General features: G+C 75.2%; 14 protein-coding genes, 1 tRNA gene and 1 riboswitch. Of the genes, 10 read left to right on the plus strand and 5 right to left on the minus strand.

Annotated features, from left to right (window positions below; genetic code table 11):
* The first annotated feature begins 446 nt into the window (after positions 1 to 446).
* From IF30_RS0129860 to IF30_RS0129885, 6 genes are all read left to right on the plus strand, one after another.
* Positions 447 to 2,024 (plus strand): TROVE domain-containing protein, encoded by a 1,578-nt coding sequence (locus tag IF30_RS0129860; protein WP_030244229.1) that lies wholly within the window; start codon positions 447 to 449, stop codon positions 2,022 to 2,024.
* Positions 2,025 to 2,275: 251 nt separating this feature from the next.
* On the plus strand, positions 2,276 to 3,511 hold the full coding sequence (gene lhgO, locus IF30_RS0129865) for an L-2-hydroxyglutarate oxidase (protein WP_030244231.1): 1,236 nt from the start codon (positions 2,276 to 2,278) through the stop codon (positions 3,509 to 3,511).
* Between the two features lie 207 nt (positions 3,512 to 3,718).
* The gene (trmB, locus tag IF30_RS0129870; RefSeq protein ID WP_078891824.1) at positions 3,719 to 4,504 is read left to right on the plus strand and encodes a tRNA (guanosine(46)-N7)-methyltransferase TrmB; all 786 of its coding nucleotides are present in this window, start codon (positions 3,719 to 3,721) and stop codon (positions 4,502 to 4,504) included.
* A gap of 117 nt (positions 4,505 to 4,621) precedes the next feature.
* Complete coding sequence (locus IF30_RS44045) at positions 4,622 to 6,040, plus strand: PrsW family intramembrane metalloprotease (protein ID WP_030244236.1); 1,419 nt, start codon at positions 4,622 to 4,624, stop codon at positions 6,038 to 6,040.
* Positions 6,041 to 6,090: 50 nt separating this feature from the next.
* Positions 6,091 to 6,164, plus strand: a tRNA-Met gene (locus tag IF30_RS0129880).
* Positions 6,165 to 6,816: 652 nt separating this feature from the next.
* Positions 6,817 to 7,995 (plus strand): hypothetical protein, encoded by a 1,179-nt coding sequence (locus tag IF30_RS0129885; protein WP_030244237.1) that lies wholly within the window; start codon positions 6,817 to 6,819, stop codon positions 7,993 to 7,995.
* Positions 7,996 to 8,067: 72 nt separating this feature from the next.
* Here IF30_RS0129885 and IF30_RS0129890 read toward each other — a convergent pair whose 3' ends face one another.
* The 4 genes from IF30_RS0129890 to IF30_RS44050 form a co-directional block, all read right to left on the minus strand.
* Complete coding sequence (locus IF30_RS0129890; protein ID WP_030244240.1) at positions 8,068 to 8,511, minus strand: GNAT family N-acetyltransferase; 444 nt, start codon at positions 8,509 to 8,511, stop codon at positions 8,068 to 8,070.
* Between the two features lie 25 nt (positions 8,512 to 8,536).
* The gene (locus IF30_RS42180; protein WP_051711512.1) at positions 8,537 to 9,313 is read right to left on the minus strand and encodes a class I SAM-dependent methyltransferase; all 777 of its coding nucleotides are present in this window, start codon (positions 9,311 to 9,313) and stop codon (positions 8,537 to 8,539) included.
* A gap of 132 nt (positions 9,314 to 9,445) precedes the next feature.
* The gene (locus tag IF30_RS0129900; RefSeq protein ID WP_158835588.1) at positions 9,446 to 10,189 is read right to left on the minus strand and encodes a sensor domain-containing protein; all 744 of its coding nucleotides are present in this window, start codon (positions 10,187 to 10,189) and stop codon (positions 9,446 to 9,448) included.
* Positions 10,190 to 10,322: 133 nt separating this feature from the next.
* Positions 10,323 to 10,895: a GNAT family N-acetyltransferase gene (locus IF30_RS44050; protein ID WP_051711515.1), complete on the minus strand. Its 573-nt coding sequence runs from the start codon at positions 10,893 to 10,895 to the stop codon at positions 10,323 to 10,325.
* A gap of 42 nt (positions 10,896 to 10,937) precedes the next feature.
* Between IF30_RS44050 and IF30_RS0129910 the strand changes: the two genes are divergently transcribed.
* Positions 10,938 to 11,813 carry a hypothetical protein gene (locus IF30_RS0129910; RefSeq protein WP_030244248.1) on the plus strand — a complete coding sequence of 292 codons (876 nt, stop codon included), beginning with the start codon at positions 10,938 to 10,940 and terminating at the stop codon, positions 11,811 to 11,813.
* A 65-nt stretch (positions 11,814 to 11,878) separates the two neighbouring features.
* Here IF30_RS0129910 and IF30_RS47020 read toward each other — a convergent pair whose 3' ends face one another.
* Positions 11,879 to 12,760 carry a M23 family metallopeptidase gene (locus IF30_RS47020; RefSeq protein WP_030244249.1) on the minus strand — a complete coding sequence of 294 codons (882 nt, stop codon included), beginning with the start codon at positions 12,758 to 12,760 and terminating at the stop codon, positions 11,879 to 11,881.
* Positions 12,761 to 12,772: 12 nt separating this feature from the next.
* Positions 12,773 to 12,931: riboswitch (cyclic di-AMP (ydaO/yuaA leader) on the minus strand.
* 197 nt (positions 12,932 to 13,128) lie between these two features.
* Here IF30_RS47020 and IF30_RS0129920 point away from each other — a divergent pair.
* The 3 genes from IF30_RS0129920 to IF30_RS0129930 all read left to right on the plus strand — a co-directional run bounded on the left by IF30_RS0129920 (position 13,129) and on the right by IF30_RS0129930 (position 15,014).
* Positions 13,129 to 13,419, plus strand: coding sequence for a YiaA/YiaB family inner membrane protein (locus tag IF30_RS0129920; RefSeq protein WP_030244251.1), 291 nt, complete (start codon positions 13,129 to 13,131; stop codon positions 13,417 to 13,419).
* A gap of 136 nt (positions 13,420 to 13,555) precedes the next feature.
* Positions 13,556 to 14,389: an alpha/beta fold hydrolase gene (locus IF30_RS0129925; RefSeq protein WP_030244253.1), complete on the plus strand. Its 834-nt coding sequence runs from the start codon at positions 13,556 to 13,558 to the stop codon at positions 14,387 to 14,389.
* A 58-nt stretch (positions 14,390 to 14,447) separates the two neighbouring features.
* Positions 14,448 to 15,014: a TetR/AcrR family transcriptional regulator gene (locus IF30_RS0129930; RefSeq protein WP_030244254.1), complete on the plus strand. Its 567-nt coding sequence runs from the start codon at positions 14,448 to 14,450 to the stop codon at positions 15,012 to 15,014.
* Positions 15,015 to 15,248: the final 234 nt, after the last annotated feature.

Below are 15,248 nucleotides of genomic sequence, written 5' to 3' on the forward strand. Positions count from 1 at the left end.
GTTCGAATCCCGCCGCCGGTACTCCCGTGCCGGTGTAGCTCAGTCCGGTAGAGCAGCTGTGTCACCTCAGCCGCCTTCGATCTCTGGACACCCACACGTGAATAGTTTTCCGCACCTCCCGGTGCGACGGCAGCGGTTACTTCTGGCAGGCGCCGGTTCTCCGGCGTAGCGGTTCGAGCCCGCGAAACACCGCCGCCACATCGATCTCGGGAGGCTCTGCGCTTCGGAGTGCCCGGTGCGCAGGCGGGGGTTACTTCGGATCTTGCGGTTCCGGGTTCGAGTCCCGGGCGTGCCGTGCGCGAGCGCGGCCGCTGGCTCAAGTGGCAGAGCACAAGGCATGCACCTCCGCCGACGTCGGCCGTCCCACGGCCGGCACGAACTCGGGCACCCCTGGCCGCAGCACGCCTCCCTCCCACTGACACCAGCACGCCGAGGGGGGCTGTCGCATGTCCAGGTTCAACGTCCGCAAGGCCAAGGCGAGTCCGAGTTCGCCGGTGGCCACGACCGGGCAGCTCACCCGCAACCACAACGGCGGCGTCGGCCACGTCCGGGACCGCAGGTCCGAGCTGTTCCTGTGCGCGGTGGCCAACATGGTCGGCAAGAACACGTTCTACGAGCGCGGCGGCGACCGCGACGACCGCTACACCGCCCTGGTGCGCGAACTCGCCGTCGCCGAGCCCGAGTGGACCCTCGGCCTGCTGCGCTGGCTGCGCTACGGCGCCCACATGCGCACCGCCGCACTGGTCGGCGCCGCCGAGTTCACCCGCGCCCGGCTGGACGCGGGCGCCCACGGGTACTCCCGGCAGGCCGTCGCGGCGGTGCTGCGGCGCGCCGACGAGCCCGGAGAGCTGCTCGCGTACTGGACCACGCGTTACGGCCGGGCGCTGCCCAAGCCGCTCAAGCGCGGTGTCGCGGACGCCGTCCGCCGCCTCTACGACGCCCGCTCGCTGCTCAAGTACGACACGGCGGGCAAGGGCTACCGCTTCGGCGACGTCATCGAGCTGACCCACCCCTCGCCGGACCCGGACAAGCCCGGGCAGGGCGCGCTGTTCGCGTACGCGCTGGACCGCCGGCACCGGCCCGACGAGGCCGTACCGCCCGTCGGCGACCGGCTGCTGACCGCCAACCGCGAACTGCTCGCGCTGCCCGTCGAGGAGCGCCGCGCCGCGGTCACCGCCGAGGACGGTGCCGAGCGACTGGCCGCCGCCGGGCTGACCTGGGAGGCACTGGCGGGCTGGCTGCGGGGGCCGCTGGACGCGCCGGTGTGGGAGGCGGTCATCCCGTCGATGGGGCCGATGGCACTGGTGCGGAACCTGCGCAACTTCGACCGGGCCGGAGTGTCGGACCGGGTCGCGGCCGAGGTGGCCCGGCGGATCTGCGACAAGGACGAGGTGCGGCGCTCGCGCCAGTTCCCGTTCCGCTACCTGTCCGCGCACCGGCACGCCCCCTCGCTGCGCTGGGGGCACGCGCTGGAGACCGCGCTCGGCCACTCGCTGGCCAACGTGCCCGCACTGCCCGGCCGCACGCTCGTCCTGGTGGACCGCTCCGGCTCGATGTTCGACCGCTCCGGCGGCCCGACCGAGCTCAACCGGGCCGACTCGGCGGCGATCTTCGGCACCGCGCTGAAGGTGCGCGCCGCCGAGGCCGACCTGGTCGAGTTCGGCACCACCAGCCGGGTGATCGAGGTCGGCCGGGGCGAGGCGGTCCTGCGGGTGCTGGATCGTTTCTCCGCCCTCGGCGGCACCAACACCGCCGACGCGGTCCGCGCCCACTACCGCGGCCACGACCGGGTCGTGATCGTCACCGACGAGCAGACCGGCCCGGGTCACCGGGGCGGCGACCCGCTGGCCGCCGTCCCCGCCCACGTCCCCGTCTACACCTGGAACCTGGCCGGCTACGCCCCGGCCCACGGCCCCAGCGGCGGCGCCGACCGACACACCTTCGGCGGCCTGAGCGACGCGGCCTTCCGCCTCATCCCCCTCCTGGAGGCCGGGGCGAACGCCCACTGGCCCTGGCAGGAATAGGGAGGCAGGGCAGGGCGGGCCGGCCAAGCCGCCGCCCGGCCCGCCGGCCGGAGCAACGACCCGCCGGCCAGGGCAGCTCCGGACCGGGTCCGGTGCGCGGAGCGGTCGAGCGGCCGGGACGGGATCCACGGGGGTGGTCCCGTCCCGGCCGCTCGGCGTTCCGGCGCGGGCCCGGCGCGCTCTCGACCCGCCTCTGCCGCCGTGGCAGCATCGGCGGCGGCGGGGGCGGCCGGCGAGGCGAGGAGCGGACGGTGGCGGACGAGGTCGACGTGCTGGTGGTGGGCGGCGGGATCGTCGGACTGGCCACGGCGTACGCCCTGACCCGGGAGCGGCCCGGCCTGCGGCTCGCGGTGCTGGAGAAGGAGGCCGGCTTCGCGGCGCACCAGACCGGACGCAACAGCGGGGTGATCCACAGCGGCATCTACTACCGCCCCGGCTCGTACAAGGCCCGGTACGCCGTCGCGGGCGCCGCCGAGCTGGTGGCGTTCTGCCGCGAGCACGGCATCCCGTACGAGGTGACCGGCAAGCTGATCGTGGCCACCGGCCCCGCCGAGCTGCCGCGCCTCGCGGCGCTGGCCGAGCGCGGGCGGGCGAACGGCATCCCGGTCACCGAGCTGGACCGGGCCGGGATCGCCCGGTACGAGCCGGAGGTGGCCGGTCCGGCCGGGCTGCACGTGGGGACCACCGGCATCTGCGACTTCCCGGCCGTCGCCGCCGCGTACGCCCGGCTGGCCCGGGAGGCCGGCGCCGACCTGCGGCCCGGCAGCGAAGTGCGGACGGTGGCGAGGCGGCAGGACGGCGTGACGGTGGGCACCGCCACCGGCGAGCTGCGCTGCCGGGTGCTGGTGAACTGCGCCGGGCTGCACAGCGACCGGATCGCCCGGCTGGCCGGGGACGACACCGGCGTGCGCATCGTGCCGTTCCGCGGCGAGTACTACGAACTGGCCGAGCGGCGCCGGGGCCTGGTGCGCGGCCTGGTCTACCCGGTGCCCGACCCGGCGTTCCCCTTCCTCGGCGTGCACCTCACCCGGGGCATCCATGGGGACGTCCACGTCGGCCCGAACGCGGTGCCCGCGCTCGCCCGGGAGGGGTACGACTGGCGCACCGTCCGCCCGCGCGACCTCGCCGACACCCTGGCCTTCCCCGGCACCTGGCGGATCGTCCGGCGGCACTGGCGCCAAGAGCTGGGTGAGCTGCACCGCTCGCTGTCCAAGCGGGCGTTCACCGCCGCCGTCCGGCGGCTGCTGCCCGCTGTCCGGGCCGAGGACCTGGTGCCCGCCACCGCCGGGGTCCGGGCCCAGGCGGTGGCCCGGGACGGCTCGCTGCTGGACGACTTCGCCTTCGCCGGCTTCGACCCGGCCGACCCCCGCTCCCCGCGCCGCGCCGTGCACGTGCTGAACGCCCCCTCCCCCGCCGCGACGGCCTCGCTGCCGATCGGCCGGGAGGTCGCCCGCCGGGCCCTGGCCGCGCTGGAGGCGGGCGGCTGAACCGGCGGACCCGTCGGCGGACCCGTCGGAGCACCCGTCAACGGCCCCCGCCGGACGCACCGGCCGGGCCGGAGGAGGGCGCCCCAGCCGGTGAAGCCCGGGGATGAACCCCGTCACAGGCCCTGCGGGAGACCCCCGGCAGCCCCGTAGACTCGGGGAATTGTGACTGCCACCGCCCCGAGCCCCCAGCCCTCGCCGTCCGCCCGGATGTCCGCCGCGCCGGCTGCCTACCCCGCGCCGATGTACCCGCACAAGGCCACCGAGGCCCAGCACCGCGAGCGTCGCATCCGCAGCTTCCAGCCGCGCCGGGGACGGATGACCAACGCCCAGGCGAGCGCCCTGGACCGCAGCTGGGAGAAGTACGGCATACCGATCGACGGCAGCCCGCTCGACCTGCGGGAGCTGTTCGGCGAGCTGCCGGTGACGCTGGAGATCGGTTTCGGCATGGGCGAGACCACCGCCGCGATGGCGGCCGCGGACCCGGCCACGGGCATCCTCGCCGCCGACGTGCACACCCCCGGCCACGGCAACCTCCTCGGCATGCTGGAGCGCGACGGCTCCGAGAACGTCCGGCTGGCCGCCGGTGACGCGGTGATCCTGCTGCGCGACATGCTCCCGGACGCCTCGCTGGCCGGACTGCGGGTCTTCTTCGCCGACCCGTGGCCCAAGCCCAAGCACCACAAGCGCCGTCTGGTCCAGCCCGCCTTCCTCGACCTGGTGCTGCCCCGGCTCGCCCCCGGCGCCCTGGTGCACTGCGCCACCGACTGGGAGCCCTACGCGGAGCAGATGCTGGCCGTGCTGTCCGCCTCACCGGAGCTGGAGAACCTGCACCCCGAGGGCGACGGAACGGGCTGGCTGGAGCCCGCCGACCACCCGGACGGCAGCATCCCCGGCTACGCGCCGCGACCGGACTGGCGGCCGGTCACCAAGTTCGAACGGGCCGGCATCGCCAAGGGCCACGTGGTCCACGACCTGCTGTTCCGCCGCCGCTGACCCGCCGGCCGCCCTTCGAACGGGCGGCCCCTCACCGGCCCTCGGGGGCGGGCTCCGGACGGACGACTCGTCCGGAGTCCTCCCGACGGACGGCCGCCGTGTCCTACCCTGGGCCGCATGGGCAGCCCGTCCGGCGGCGGGTTCCGGCCGACCGCTCGGGCCACCGTTCCGGCCGCCGCCGACGCACCGGAGACGGTCCCGCGCACCGGCGACACCCGGACGATCCCGGGGCCCCGGAGGCGGTGGGCCCGCCGCCTGCTGCCCCGGCCGGACGGCACCTCACCGCGGATCGCGGGCACCACGCCCACCGCGCCTTCCGCCCCCGCCGCCGGCACCTCCACCGGCACCTCCACCGCGCCCGGACGACCACCCGGGGCACCGCCGGGCCGCAGCCGCTCGGTGGCGCTCTCCTCGGTCACCGCGACGGCCGTCCTGACCCTGATCGGCTGCGGGGTGCTGATCCTGCACCTGGTCCAGCGGCAGACCGGCACCGTCGGGCTGCTGGTCGGCCTCGGGCTCGCGATGGTGCCGCTCCCGTTCGTGCTCGGCGGCCTCGCCTGGCTCAACCTCACCGCCCGGGTGCCGCTGCGGCACACCCTGTTCTGCCTCGGCTGGGGCGCCTGCGCCGCCACCACCGTCGCCATCCTCGCCAACAACTGGACGGCCAGCTACCTCACCCGGCACCAGGACCCGCTCGGTCGGCTGCTCGGCGCCGGGATCGCCACCCCGGTGATCGAGGAGAGCGCCAAGGCCACCGCCCTGCTGGTGCTGCTCCTGCCGCTCGGCCAGCGGCTGCGCTGCCACGGCCGGCGCACCGGGCGCCCCTGCGCACCGCTGCTGCGCCGGTCGCCCGCGCCCCGGCGCCCCCGCCAGGACCAGCGCCACCCGGTCGGGCTGCACGCCGCCCCGGGCCGCCTGCGCCCCTACCTGCGGCCGCTGCCCTACCTGTGCCCGGCCCCGCCGTCCGGCGGCGCGCCGCACCGCCGCTCCCGGCCGCGCACGCTGGCCGCCGGGGTGGTCCTCGGCGGGATGACGGCCTGCGGCTTCGCCTTCGTCGAGAACGCCCTCTACCTGGGCCGGGCGTTCACCAGCGACCAACAGCAGCGGCTGGACAGCATCGGCCTGGGCACCCCGCCCAGCCTGCGCGACTTCGACACCACGGTGCAGACCTTCGTGCTGCGCGCCCTGCTCTCCCCGTTCGCCCACCCGCTGTTCACCGCGCTCACCGGGATCGGCCTGGCCGTCACCCTCACCACCGGGCGGCGCTGGCTCGCCCGGCTGGCCGCGCCGACCGGGCTGGTGCTGGCGATGGTCCTGCACGGCATCTGGAACGCCGCCGCCGACCTCGGCACGCACGGCTTCCTGGTGGTGTACGGGGCGCTGATGGTGCCGTGCTTCGCCGCGCTGGTCTGCTTCGCGGCGTGGGCGAGGGCCCGTTCGGCCCGGCACGCGGCGCCGTCCCGCCGGGTGCCCGCCGGGCGCTCCCCGGCGCACTCCTCGCCGGCGCACTCGGCGGGCCCTCGGCGGGACCGCTGAAGAACCGATTTCCCATCTGGGCGACTTCCACGTACTGTTGTGTTTACCGACGCGGGGTGGAGCAGCTCGGTAGCTCGCTGGGCTCATAACCCAGAGGTCGCAGGTTCAAATCCTGTCCCCGCTACTCAGTAGCAGGAAGGCCCGGAGGATTCGTCCTCCGGGCCTTTCGCGTTTCCGGGTTCCGGTGAGGCCCGTCCGTCAGGCCGGTCCGGTGAGGCCGGTCCCGTGACACCGGTCCTGCCGTGGGCGCACCGCACCGGCAGCCGGCCGTCGACGGCCGGGCAGGAACCGCGCGGAGGACGCCGATAAATCCGTTGCCCTCCGGTCGGTGGGGTGCCTATGGTGGCGGCACACTGAAAGGAGGTGATCCTGAATTGATTTCCATCAGGATGTGTGAGGTGGCTGCTCGCTAGAGCCGCCCCTGCCTGCGCAGGTGAGGCCACGGGCCTCCGGCAAAGGCGAAATCCACAGCAGTCACCCGGCCCGCGGGCTCACCGGTACATCCCCGGTGCCTCGGCGCCTGGCCAGTGCACGGGCCGGCGCGGAGGAGCAGTCCGCGGGTCGTCTGCGTTTCGAACGGCGTTTTGAACTGCGCTTCCGACCGCGCTTCCGACTGCTCCTCCGACTACTCCTCCGACCGTGCTTCGACGCCCCGTGACGTGACCGGGGCGCGCGTCGTAGCCGGGGCGTGCCCGGGACGTTTCCGTGGTGGGGCCCCGGCGCTAGAGTCGGCGCGGGGTTCCGGAGCGGAGCGGTGCGGGCACAGGGGGTAGGCGATGGCGAAGGCACGGCGGCTGGGCGGCGGAGCGGCGCTGCGGACGGCGCAGTGGGGTGCCGCCGGGACACTGGCCGGGACGGGGTTGACCGGCCTGCTGCTGTTCGCGGTCGACCGGCCGCACACCTGGCAGGCGCTCGGTGGCGGCCTGGTGGTGGCCGGGGCCTCGGTCGTGCTCGGCGGCGCGCTGGGCTTCCTGTTCGGGGTGCCGCGGGTGCGCGGCGGCTCCGGCGAACCGCAGGGCTCGTACGCGCCGAACACCAACCTGGAGCAGGTCTCGGACTGGCTGACCAAGGTGCTGCTGGGTGTCGGGCTGACCCAGCTCGGCTCGCTCGGCGACCGGCTGCACGAACTCGGTGCGGCGCTGGCGCCCGTGCTCGGCGGAGGGGACGCCGCGGTGCCGTTCGCGGCTGCACTGGTGCTGTACTTCCTGGTCTTCGGGTTCCTGGCGGGCTGGCTGGTGACCAGGCTCGCGCTGCCACGGGTGCTGAGCGACGCCGACCAGGCGCTGGACCTCTTCCTCGCCGGGCAGGACCGCGACCGGCACGGGGACAAGGTGGGCGCGGACGACCTGCGGGTCCGCGCGATGCAGCAGCTCGGCCTGCTGGGCGGCAGCGCCGAGCGCCCCGCCGCACTGGCCGGGCAGCTGCCGCCCTCCTCCGGTTCGCCGACCGGGCCGGAGGGCGTGGTCGCCGAGGTCCGCTCGACCGCGAAGCGCTCGGCGCTGACCGCCGACCAGGTGGGCGCCCTCTTCGCGGACGGCTCCGAGGGGCGGCGCATCCAGGCGCTCGCACTGATGCAGGGCGATCCGTCGCTCGCGGACCTGCCGAGCGTGCTCGACGCGATCCGGCACCCGCGCTCGGACTTCGAGCAGTACCACGCCCTGCTCGCCGCCCGGGGGCTGCTCTCCCGGCTGCCGGCCGGCGAGGCGCAGCGGCTGCGGGACGCGGTCACGGAACAGTTGGTCGACCCGCGCGGCATCCCGTACGGCTCGGACCGCAGTTGGCTGGCGGAGAAGATACTGTCCCGGCTGCCGGTGACGACCTTCGTCCCGGAGCAGCCGGCCTCGGCGGACTGCGCCACTGCGCAGGCGCCGGCGGGGCAGACGGCCCCCGCGGCCCCTGCGGCGCCATCTGCCCCTGCGACGCCGCAGGGGTCGCCGTCCGGGGACGGCTCCTAGCCGACCGGGCTGCGAGACGGGCAGACGGGCAGACCGGCAGACCGGCAGACCGGCAGACCGGCGAACGGTCGGTCAGACGGTGAAGTGCAGTTCGGGCTGCGCCCAGGGGGTCCTGGCCCGCGGCGGGCGGGTGCCGGTGCGTCGGGCGCCCATCCGCAGGTAGAAGCGTTCGGCGGGCGGGTGCGACACGACCTTGACCGAGGTCGTCCCGGCCTCCCGGGCGCGGTCGAGCATGTCCGCGATCAGCTGCCGTCCGATGCCCAGCCCTTGGGCGTCGTCGGCGACGAACATCAGGTCCAGCTCGGCCGGTTCGCGGATGAGCGCGTAGAAGCCGAGCAGGCGGTCGTCGGCGCTCACGGCCATCCGCACCTCGTGCCGTGCGAGGTAGTCGGGTGTGACCCGGTAGCCGTCGATCATCGCGAAGTAGGCGCCGCGGTAGGCGTCGGAGGCTTGGATGAGCTCGGTGAGCCGTTCGGCGTCGGCCGCGTCGGCACGCCGGATCGTCGTCTCGGTCATGCTGCGAGTATAGGAGTGCAGGCCGCTACTGACCATTACATAATGAGCGACCGGCGACCGTCGACTGCCGGGCCCCCGCCCGTCGTCGGCGGTCGGCGGTCCGCAGCACCAGGACGCGGCGGGCGCGGCCGTCCTCGGCGGAGGCGCACCGGCGGACCTCGCTGGCGATCCGGCGCTCGCCCAGCGCGTACCGCAGCGGGTCGAGGTGGCCGCAGCGGCGGCCGTGGCCGTCGCACAGCGGCTGGACCAGGACCTCGCCGTCCGGCGAAGTGACCCGGACCAGCTCGGCCAGGGCGGCCAACTGGCTCTCCGGGCCGAACAGTTCGGGGTAGGCGAAGAGCAGGTGCCCGCTCAGGGTGAGGGCGAAGGTGCCGTCCGCGAAGGGCAGCCGGGGCAGGGTGGCGGCCACGTACTGCTGCGGGTGCGCGGCGAGGTCGGCGGCGAACAGCCGGCGGGCCCTGTCCCAGCTGCGCAGGTAGCGCTCGGGCCGGTGGGGGTGGGGCGGGGGGTAGAGGTGCGGGCGGGCGGCCATCGCGGCGGCCATCGCCGCCCGGGCGGCCCGGGCGCGGTCCGCGACCACGGGCAGCGGCAGCGCGTACGCCGGGTCGGCGGCGATCACCCGGCAGCCCAGTTCGCGCGCCTCGGCGGCCAGGCCGGCCGCCCCGCCCGGGCAGTCCAGCAGCGGCCCGGGCAGGGCGGCGAGCCGGGCCCGGGTGAGGCCGAACAGGGCGCAGTACTCGTCGAGCGGACGGGACGTGACCAGGACGTCGTGGGGTGCGGGGTGGATGCCGGTGGCGGACACCCGGTCATCCGAACACGGAGCGGCCCCGTCCGCATCCGGGGTGCGGACGGGGACGGGGCCGGGGTGCGGACGGCGACGGGGCCGGAGTGCGGACGGCCCGGGGCTCGCGCGGGGCCCGCGGTCAGGGCCCGCTCAGCGGCCGAGCAGGCCCTGGGCGGCGGCCCGGTTGACGTTGGTCAGACCGCGGACCAGCCGCGCGGTGAGGAAGACCACCAGCACCCCGAGCAGCGAGAACCCGGCGATCTGCCACGTCCCCTCGATGTAGTACACGTGCTGGACGTGGTGGCCGTCGCGGTAGTCGAACAGCCGGTACCCGCGCCAGGGGGTGTAGGTCGGGAAGACCCAGTGGTAGACCGGGTAGAGCGCCATCAGCCAGCCGAGGAGCAGGAACACCAGCGTCAGGGCGAAGCTGAAGATCGCCCACGGGAACATCACCACCTGGTAGAGCGCGGCCTTCCAGCCCGAGGCGTCGGCCAGCCGCGCGGTGATCGCGCCCCAACTGCCCGGGCGGACCCGGCGCACCGGCTTCGGGCCCTGGACGTCCAGGCCCAGCATGCCGCGGACCCGGGCCCGCTCCAGCCGGCCGAAGCCGCGGCAGGCGGTGGTCAGGGCGGCCAGCACGGGCAGGCCGAGGACGGTGACGAAGGTGCCGAGGCCCAGGCAGAACAGGGTGATCGCGACGGTGAAGCCGGCGATCGCCACCGGCAGGGCGGTGAGCACGTAGCCGATCTCGCGGAAGTAGTGCCGGGAGAACGGTGCGAGCCAGAAGGGCGGCGCCTGCTCCGTCCGGCGGGCCCGGGCGTCGGGGCGGAGGTCGTCGCCGTACTCGCCCAGGACGTCCCAGTCCTGGTCCTGCATGCTTCGGCTGCTGCTCATGTCCCGGCCCCCGGCCCCTCGTCGTGACGGTCGTTCGCGTCCTGCTGACATCACCAAGTCTGGTCGAGGCGCCGGTCGGCGGGGATCCGGGGGCCTGGCGGATCCGGGGTGGGGTTAACCCCCGGTCGGCCGTTCAGCGGGCCGGGCCCGGCCATTCGTCGGCGAGCAGGGAGTAGCGGTACGAGTCGCACCAGACGCCGCCCTTGAACCGGTCGTGCCGCACCCGCCCCTCCGGCCGGAACCCGAGCCCGGTGAGCACCTTGACGGACGCGGTGTTCGCCACGTCGACCCGGGCGGCCAGCCGGTGCAGGTCCAGGGCGTGGAAGGCGAAGTCGCAGAGCAGGCCGGCGATCTCGCCCGCGTAGCCGCGGCCCCGGACGTCGCGGCCGAGGACGTAGCCGAGGTGCGCGGAGCGGAAGCCGCCGAGGGTGAGCGAGGCCTGTGCGACCGGCGTCGCGTCCTGCGGGTCCTCGGCGGCGGCGAGTTCGGTGACGGCGAGCCGGTAGGTGTCCCGCTCCTCGGCCATCGCCTCCTCCAGGTACAGCTCGATCTGGTCGGCGCAGGTCTCGCGGTCGAGCGGCTCGAACGGCAGGAAGCGGGTGATCTCCGGATCCCCGAGCAGCGCGTGCAGCGCGTCCACCTCGCCCTCGGTGTGGTGGTACTCGCGGATGGCCAGCCGGGGGCCGGTGAGTCGTACGGGGACCATGGCTGCCGACCCTACCCGCGCCCGGCGGCTACCGTTCGGACTATGAACGACGAAGACCTGCGGCTCCCCCCGCGCACCAGGGCCGCCGACCTGCTCGACTGGGCGGCCGGGCAGGGCCGCGCGCCGGTGGCCGAGGCGCCGCTGCGCGCGGTGCTGGCACTGCTGGAGCTGGGCGAGGGCAGGATGCACGACGGCTGGCCCGAACTGACCTCGAACGCGGTGGAGCACCTCCTGTACGAGCGGCTCCACCTGTACGTCCAACCCGCGCCCGAGGAGGACCCGCTGGCGTACGGCGACGCCGTCCGGCTGCTGGTCGACCACCAGCGGGCGGCCCGTCGGCTCAACGCGAAGCGCCAGGAGCGGCTGCACGCGGAGGCCGAGTGGCAGGGCGAGGTCGCGGCCGGGCTGCTGCGCCGCGCCGACCTGGTGACCTGGCCCCGGCTGTACGCGCTGCTGCTGCACGCGCACGGGGTCGACGTCACGGACGAGGACGCGGTACGGGCCTGGCTGAGCGGCTTCGCCGAGCTGGCGGAGGAGGAGCGGCTCGCCGCGTACGAGGCGCTGGCCCCGGCCGGTTGGCTGGACGAGCCGGATCCGCAGGGCTGGGGGCTCGGCCGGGTGCTGTCGGTCGGCATGGCCACCGACGGCGCGCGGCGGCTGCTGGAGCAGGGCCTGATGCGGCGCAGCTACCGCAATCTGGCCGAGCTGACCGCGCTGGGCCGGCCGATGCCGGACGAACTGGCCGGTGACTTCGGGCAGTTCGAGGAGGCGGCGGTCGGGGCGGCGCTCGACCTGTTCGGCGAGTGGACGGTGCCGGGGCTGCCGCGGCTGCTGGTGGAGGAGTTCCCGGAGCTGGCGCCGGAGCCGGGCCCGGAGGAGATCGACGCGTACCTGGCGCAGCTGCCCGCGGAGGAGTGACGCGCGGTGCCCCCGGCGCGGCGCGGCGCCCCCGGCCGGGTGCGGTCGGGGGCGCCGTGCTCGGCTCAGGGGGTGAGGCCGCGCTGTTCGAGCCAGGTCTCCGGGTCGACCGGGGCGCCGCCGCCGGGGCGGACCTCCAGGTGCAGGTGCGGGCCGGTGACGTTGCCGGTCGCGCCGACCTTGCCGATCTGCTGGCCGGGGGTGACGCTGCCGGAGCCCTTGATGATCGAGGAGAGGTGGCAGTACCAGATCTCGGTGCCGTCGGGCAGCGTCTCGACGATCCGGTAGCCGTACGAACCGGACCAGCCGGCCGAGGTTATGGTGCCCTGGCCCAGCGCGTAGACCGGGGTGCCGGTGTCGGCGGCGAAGTCCAGGCCGGTGTGCAGGTGGGCCCAGTACCGGGCGCTCTGGCCGTAGTGCGCGGAGAGCCGGTAGTCCTTCACCGGGAGGGTGAGCGCGGCGGCCTTGGCCCGCTCGGCTTCGTCGGCGGCCCGCCTGGCCTCTGCCTCCTTGGCGGCGGCCTTGGCCGCGGCCTCCTGCGCGGCCTGCACGCGGGCGCTCTCCTCGGCGGCGGTGCGCTGGCTGTCGGCCTGCTGCTGGATGCGGGCGGCGAGTGCGAGGCCGGGATCGGCGGAGAGGGCGACGGGGGTCTCGTCCGGGGCTTCGACGGCGGGGGCGGCGGCCGGGGTGGCCGAGGCGAAGCCGGTGGCGCCCAGGGTGGCCGCGACGGCGGTGACGCCGAGCAGCGGGGAGGCTCCGCGGGTCTGACGCGGCATCCGGTGCCGGTTGGTCTCGGCCTCCGGACCGAAGTCCTCCCGGCCGCCGAAGCCCTCCGGGCCGAGGCCTTCCGGGCCGACGGCCTCGGGGCCGTCCGGGCCGGGGTGGTCGAGGAGCCGGGTACCGGTTGCGGGGCCGGCCGGGTGTGCCGGGGTGTGCGTCGACGCCACGGAGGCGCGCTCCTTTCCTTCCTTCGCGCCTACCGGGTTAGCTGACGGGTTCGGAGCAGGAAGGTCTCCTACGGCCGGGCCGGGGCCCCACCGATTCACCCCAAGGAACGTGGTTCCCCGGCTCCCTGACCTGCCCGGAGGCCGGTCGGCGGGATTAGGCGACGGCGCACGGTGCCGTCCTGGGTACGGCGTTGACGACCGCGCTGCGTTATCCGACGTTAATCCCAGGAGGCTCCGATTCCAAGCCATCCGTCCGGGAGGGCCGCGGGGCCGGTGATGGAACGTCGACGAACGGCCCCTCGACCGAGCACCCCATCTGAGTACCCCTACTCATGTGCGGCCCGGCCGGGCGACCGCATCCTGGCGCCATGAGCGCATCGATGAAGAACGGCACCACGGCCGCGTACCACGTCCAGGCCGTCCTGTCCTTCGCCCTGTCGGGCACCGCCCTCGCCGCCGGGATCGCCTGTCTGCCGGTCGGCGGGTGGACCAGGGCCTTCCTCGGGATCGGCCTCCTCTACACCGTCACCTCGGCGTTCACGCTGGCGAAGGTGATCCGGGACCGGCAGGAGTCGAACGAGATGGTCAGCCGGGTCGACCAGGCCCGGCTGGAGAAGCTGCTCGCCGAGCACGACCCGTTCAAGGTCGAGGGAGTCTGAGGCAACCGCCCGCCACCGCGCAACCGTCCGCCACCCCGGTCCGGCCGAGCCCTTGACGGCTAAGGCTATTAGCCTTAGCTTTATGCTGTCGGCGGCACCGCCGACGCCCCGCAGCAGCGGACCGAGGAGGCCCACCATGAACGCCACCGCCCCGAGCACCCAGTACCTCACCGTCCCCGGCGGCCGGATCGCCTTCGACGACACCCGGCAGGGCGACGGCACCCCCGTCGTCCTGCTCCCGGGAATGCTCGACAGCCGCGCCGCCTACCGCCACCTCCGCCCGCTGCTCGTCGCCGCCGGCCACCGGGTCGTCACCATGGACCTCCGCGGCTTCGGCGACTCCTCCGTCACCTGGGACGACTACGGCCCGGCCGCCCTCGCCGGCGACGCCCTCGCCCTGCTCGACCACCTCGGCATCGAACGCGCCGTCCTCGCCGGGAACTCCTACACCGGGGCGACGGTCGTCAAGGCCGCGGGCGACGCCCCCGAACGGATCGCCGGGATCGCCCTGATCGACGCCTTCGTCGAGAACCCCCCGCCGGGCGCCCCGATGCGCGCCGTCATGGCCCTGATGGGCGCGGCGATCGTCCGCTGGCCGGCCGTCTGGGGCTTCTACCTGCGCCGGATGGCCTACCCCGGCGCCAAGCCCGCCGACTTCGACGCGTACGTGGACGGGCTGGTCGCCGCGCTGCGCACCCCGGGCCGCCGGACCGCCACCCGCGGCTACGTGACCGGGGACTCGGCGCCGACCGGCTGGACCGCCGCCGTACGGTGCCCGGCACTGGTCGTCATGGGCAGCAAGGACCCCGACTTCCCGAAGCCGGAACTCGTCGCCGACCGGCAGGCCGCGGCCCTGAACGCGCGGAAGGCGATGATCGAAGGGTCCGGGCACTACCCGATGGCCGACAACCCGCAGGCCACCGCCGACGCCCTGCTGCCCTTCCTCGCCGAACTCGACCGACCGCGATGACGCCCCACCGCCGCCACCGCCGCCACCGGCCCGACGTCCGTACGGAGAACCCGAAGCCATGCCCCGCGTAGGACTGACCCCCGACCAGGTCGTCGACCACGCCCTCGCCCTCATCGACGAACAGGGCACCGAAGCACTCACCCTGGCCGCCGTCGCCGCCCGGGCCGGGGTCGCCACCCCCTCGCTGTACAAGCACGTCAGCGGCGGCCTCGCCGAACTGCGGCAGCTGATCGCCGTCCGCGTCACCGGGGAACTGGCCGACCGGCTCGCGGAAGCCGCGGTCGGCCGCAGCGGGGACGACGCCGTCGCCGCCGTCCTGCGCGCCTACCACGCCTACGCCACCGCCCACCCGCACCGCTACCAGGCCCTCCCCCAGGCCCCGCAGCCCGACGACGAGCTGGCCCGGGCCGCCGCCCGGCTCGTCGGCGTGATCATCGCCGTGCTCCACGAGTACGGCCTCGACGGCTCCGAGGCGATCCACGCCGCCCGCACCGTCCGCTCCCTCGCCCACGGCTTCGCCTCCCTCACCACCGCCGGCGCCTTCCAGCTCGCCGAGGACCTCGCCACCACCCACGACCGCCTCGTCACCACCCTGACCACCGCCCTGCGCACCTGGCCCGCGTAGGGGTGCGGGCCGTGGCGCCCGGGGAGGGGCCGGGCGCGAGGCGGAGCGGCGGACCCGGCCGGACGACGCGGGGCCGCCGCCCCTGCACCGGACGCCGCCCTTCGGCGACACCGTGCACACACTCCCCACACATCCTGGGAAGCGAATCGGCCATCCGGCGCGGCCCGGACGCCGGGCGACTGCCCTGCAGGAGCCGGATCGAGGAACCGTCAGGAGTGGCGATCGGGGCCGAAC

This window comes from Streptomyces sp. NRRL S-350, from assembly GCF_000719705.1.
GTDB lineage: Bacteria > Actinomycetota > Actinomycetes > Streptomycetales > Streptomycetaceae > Kitasatospora.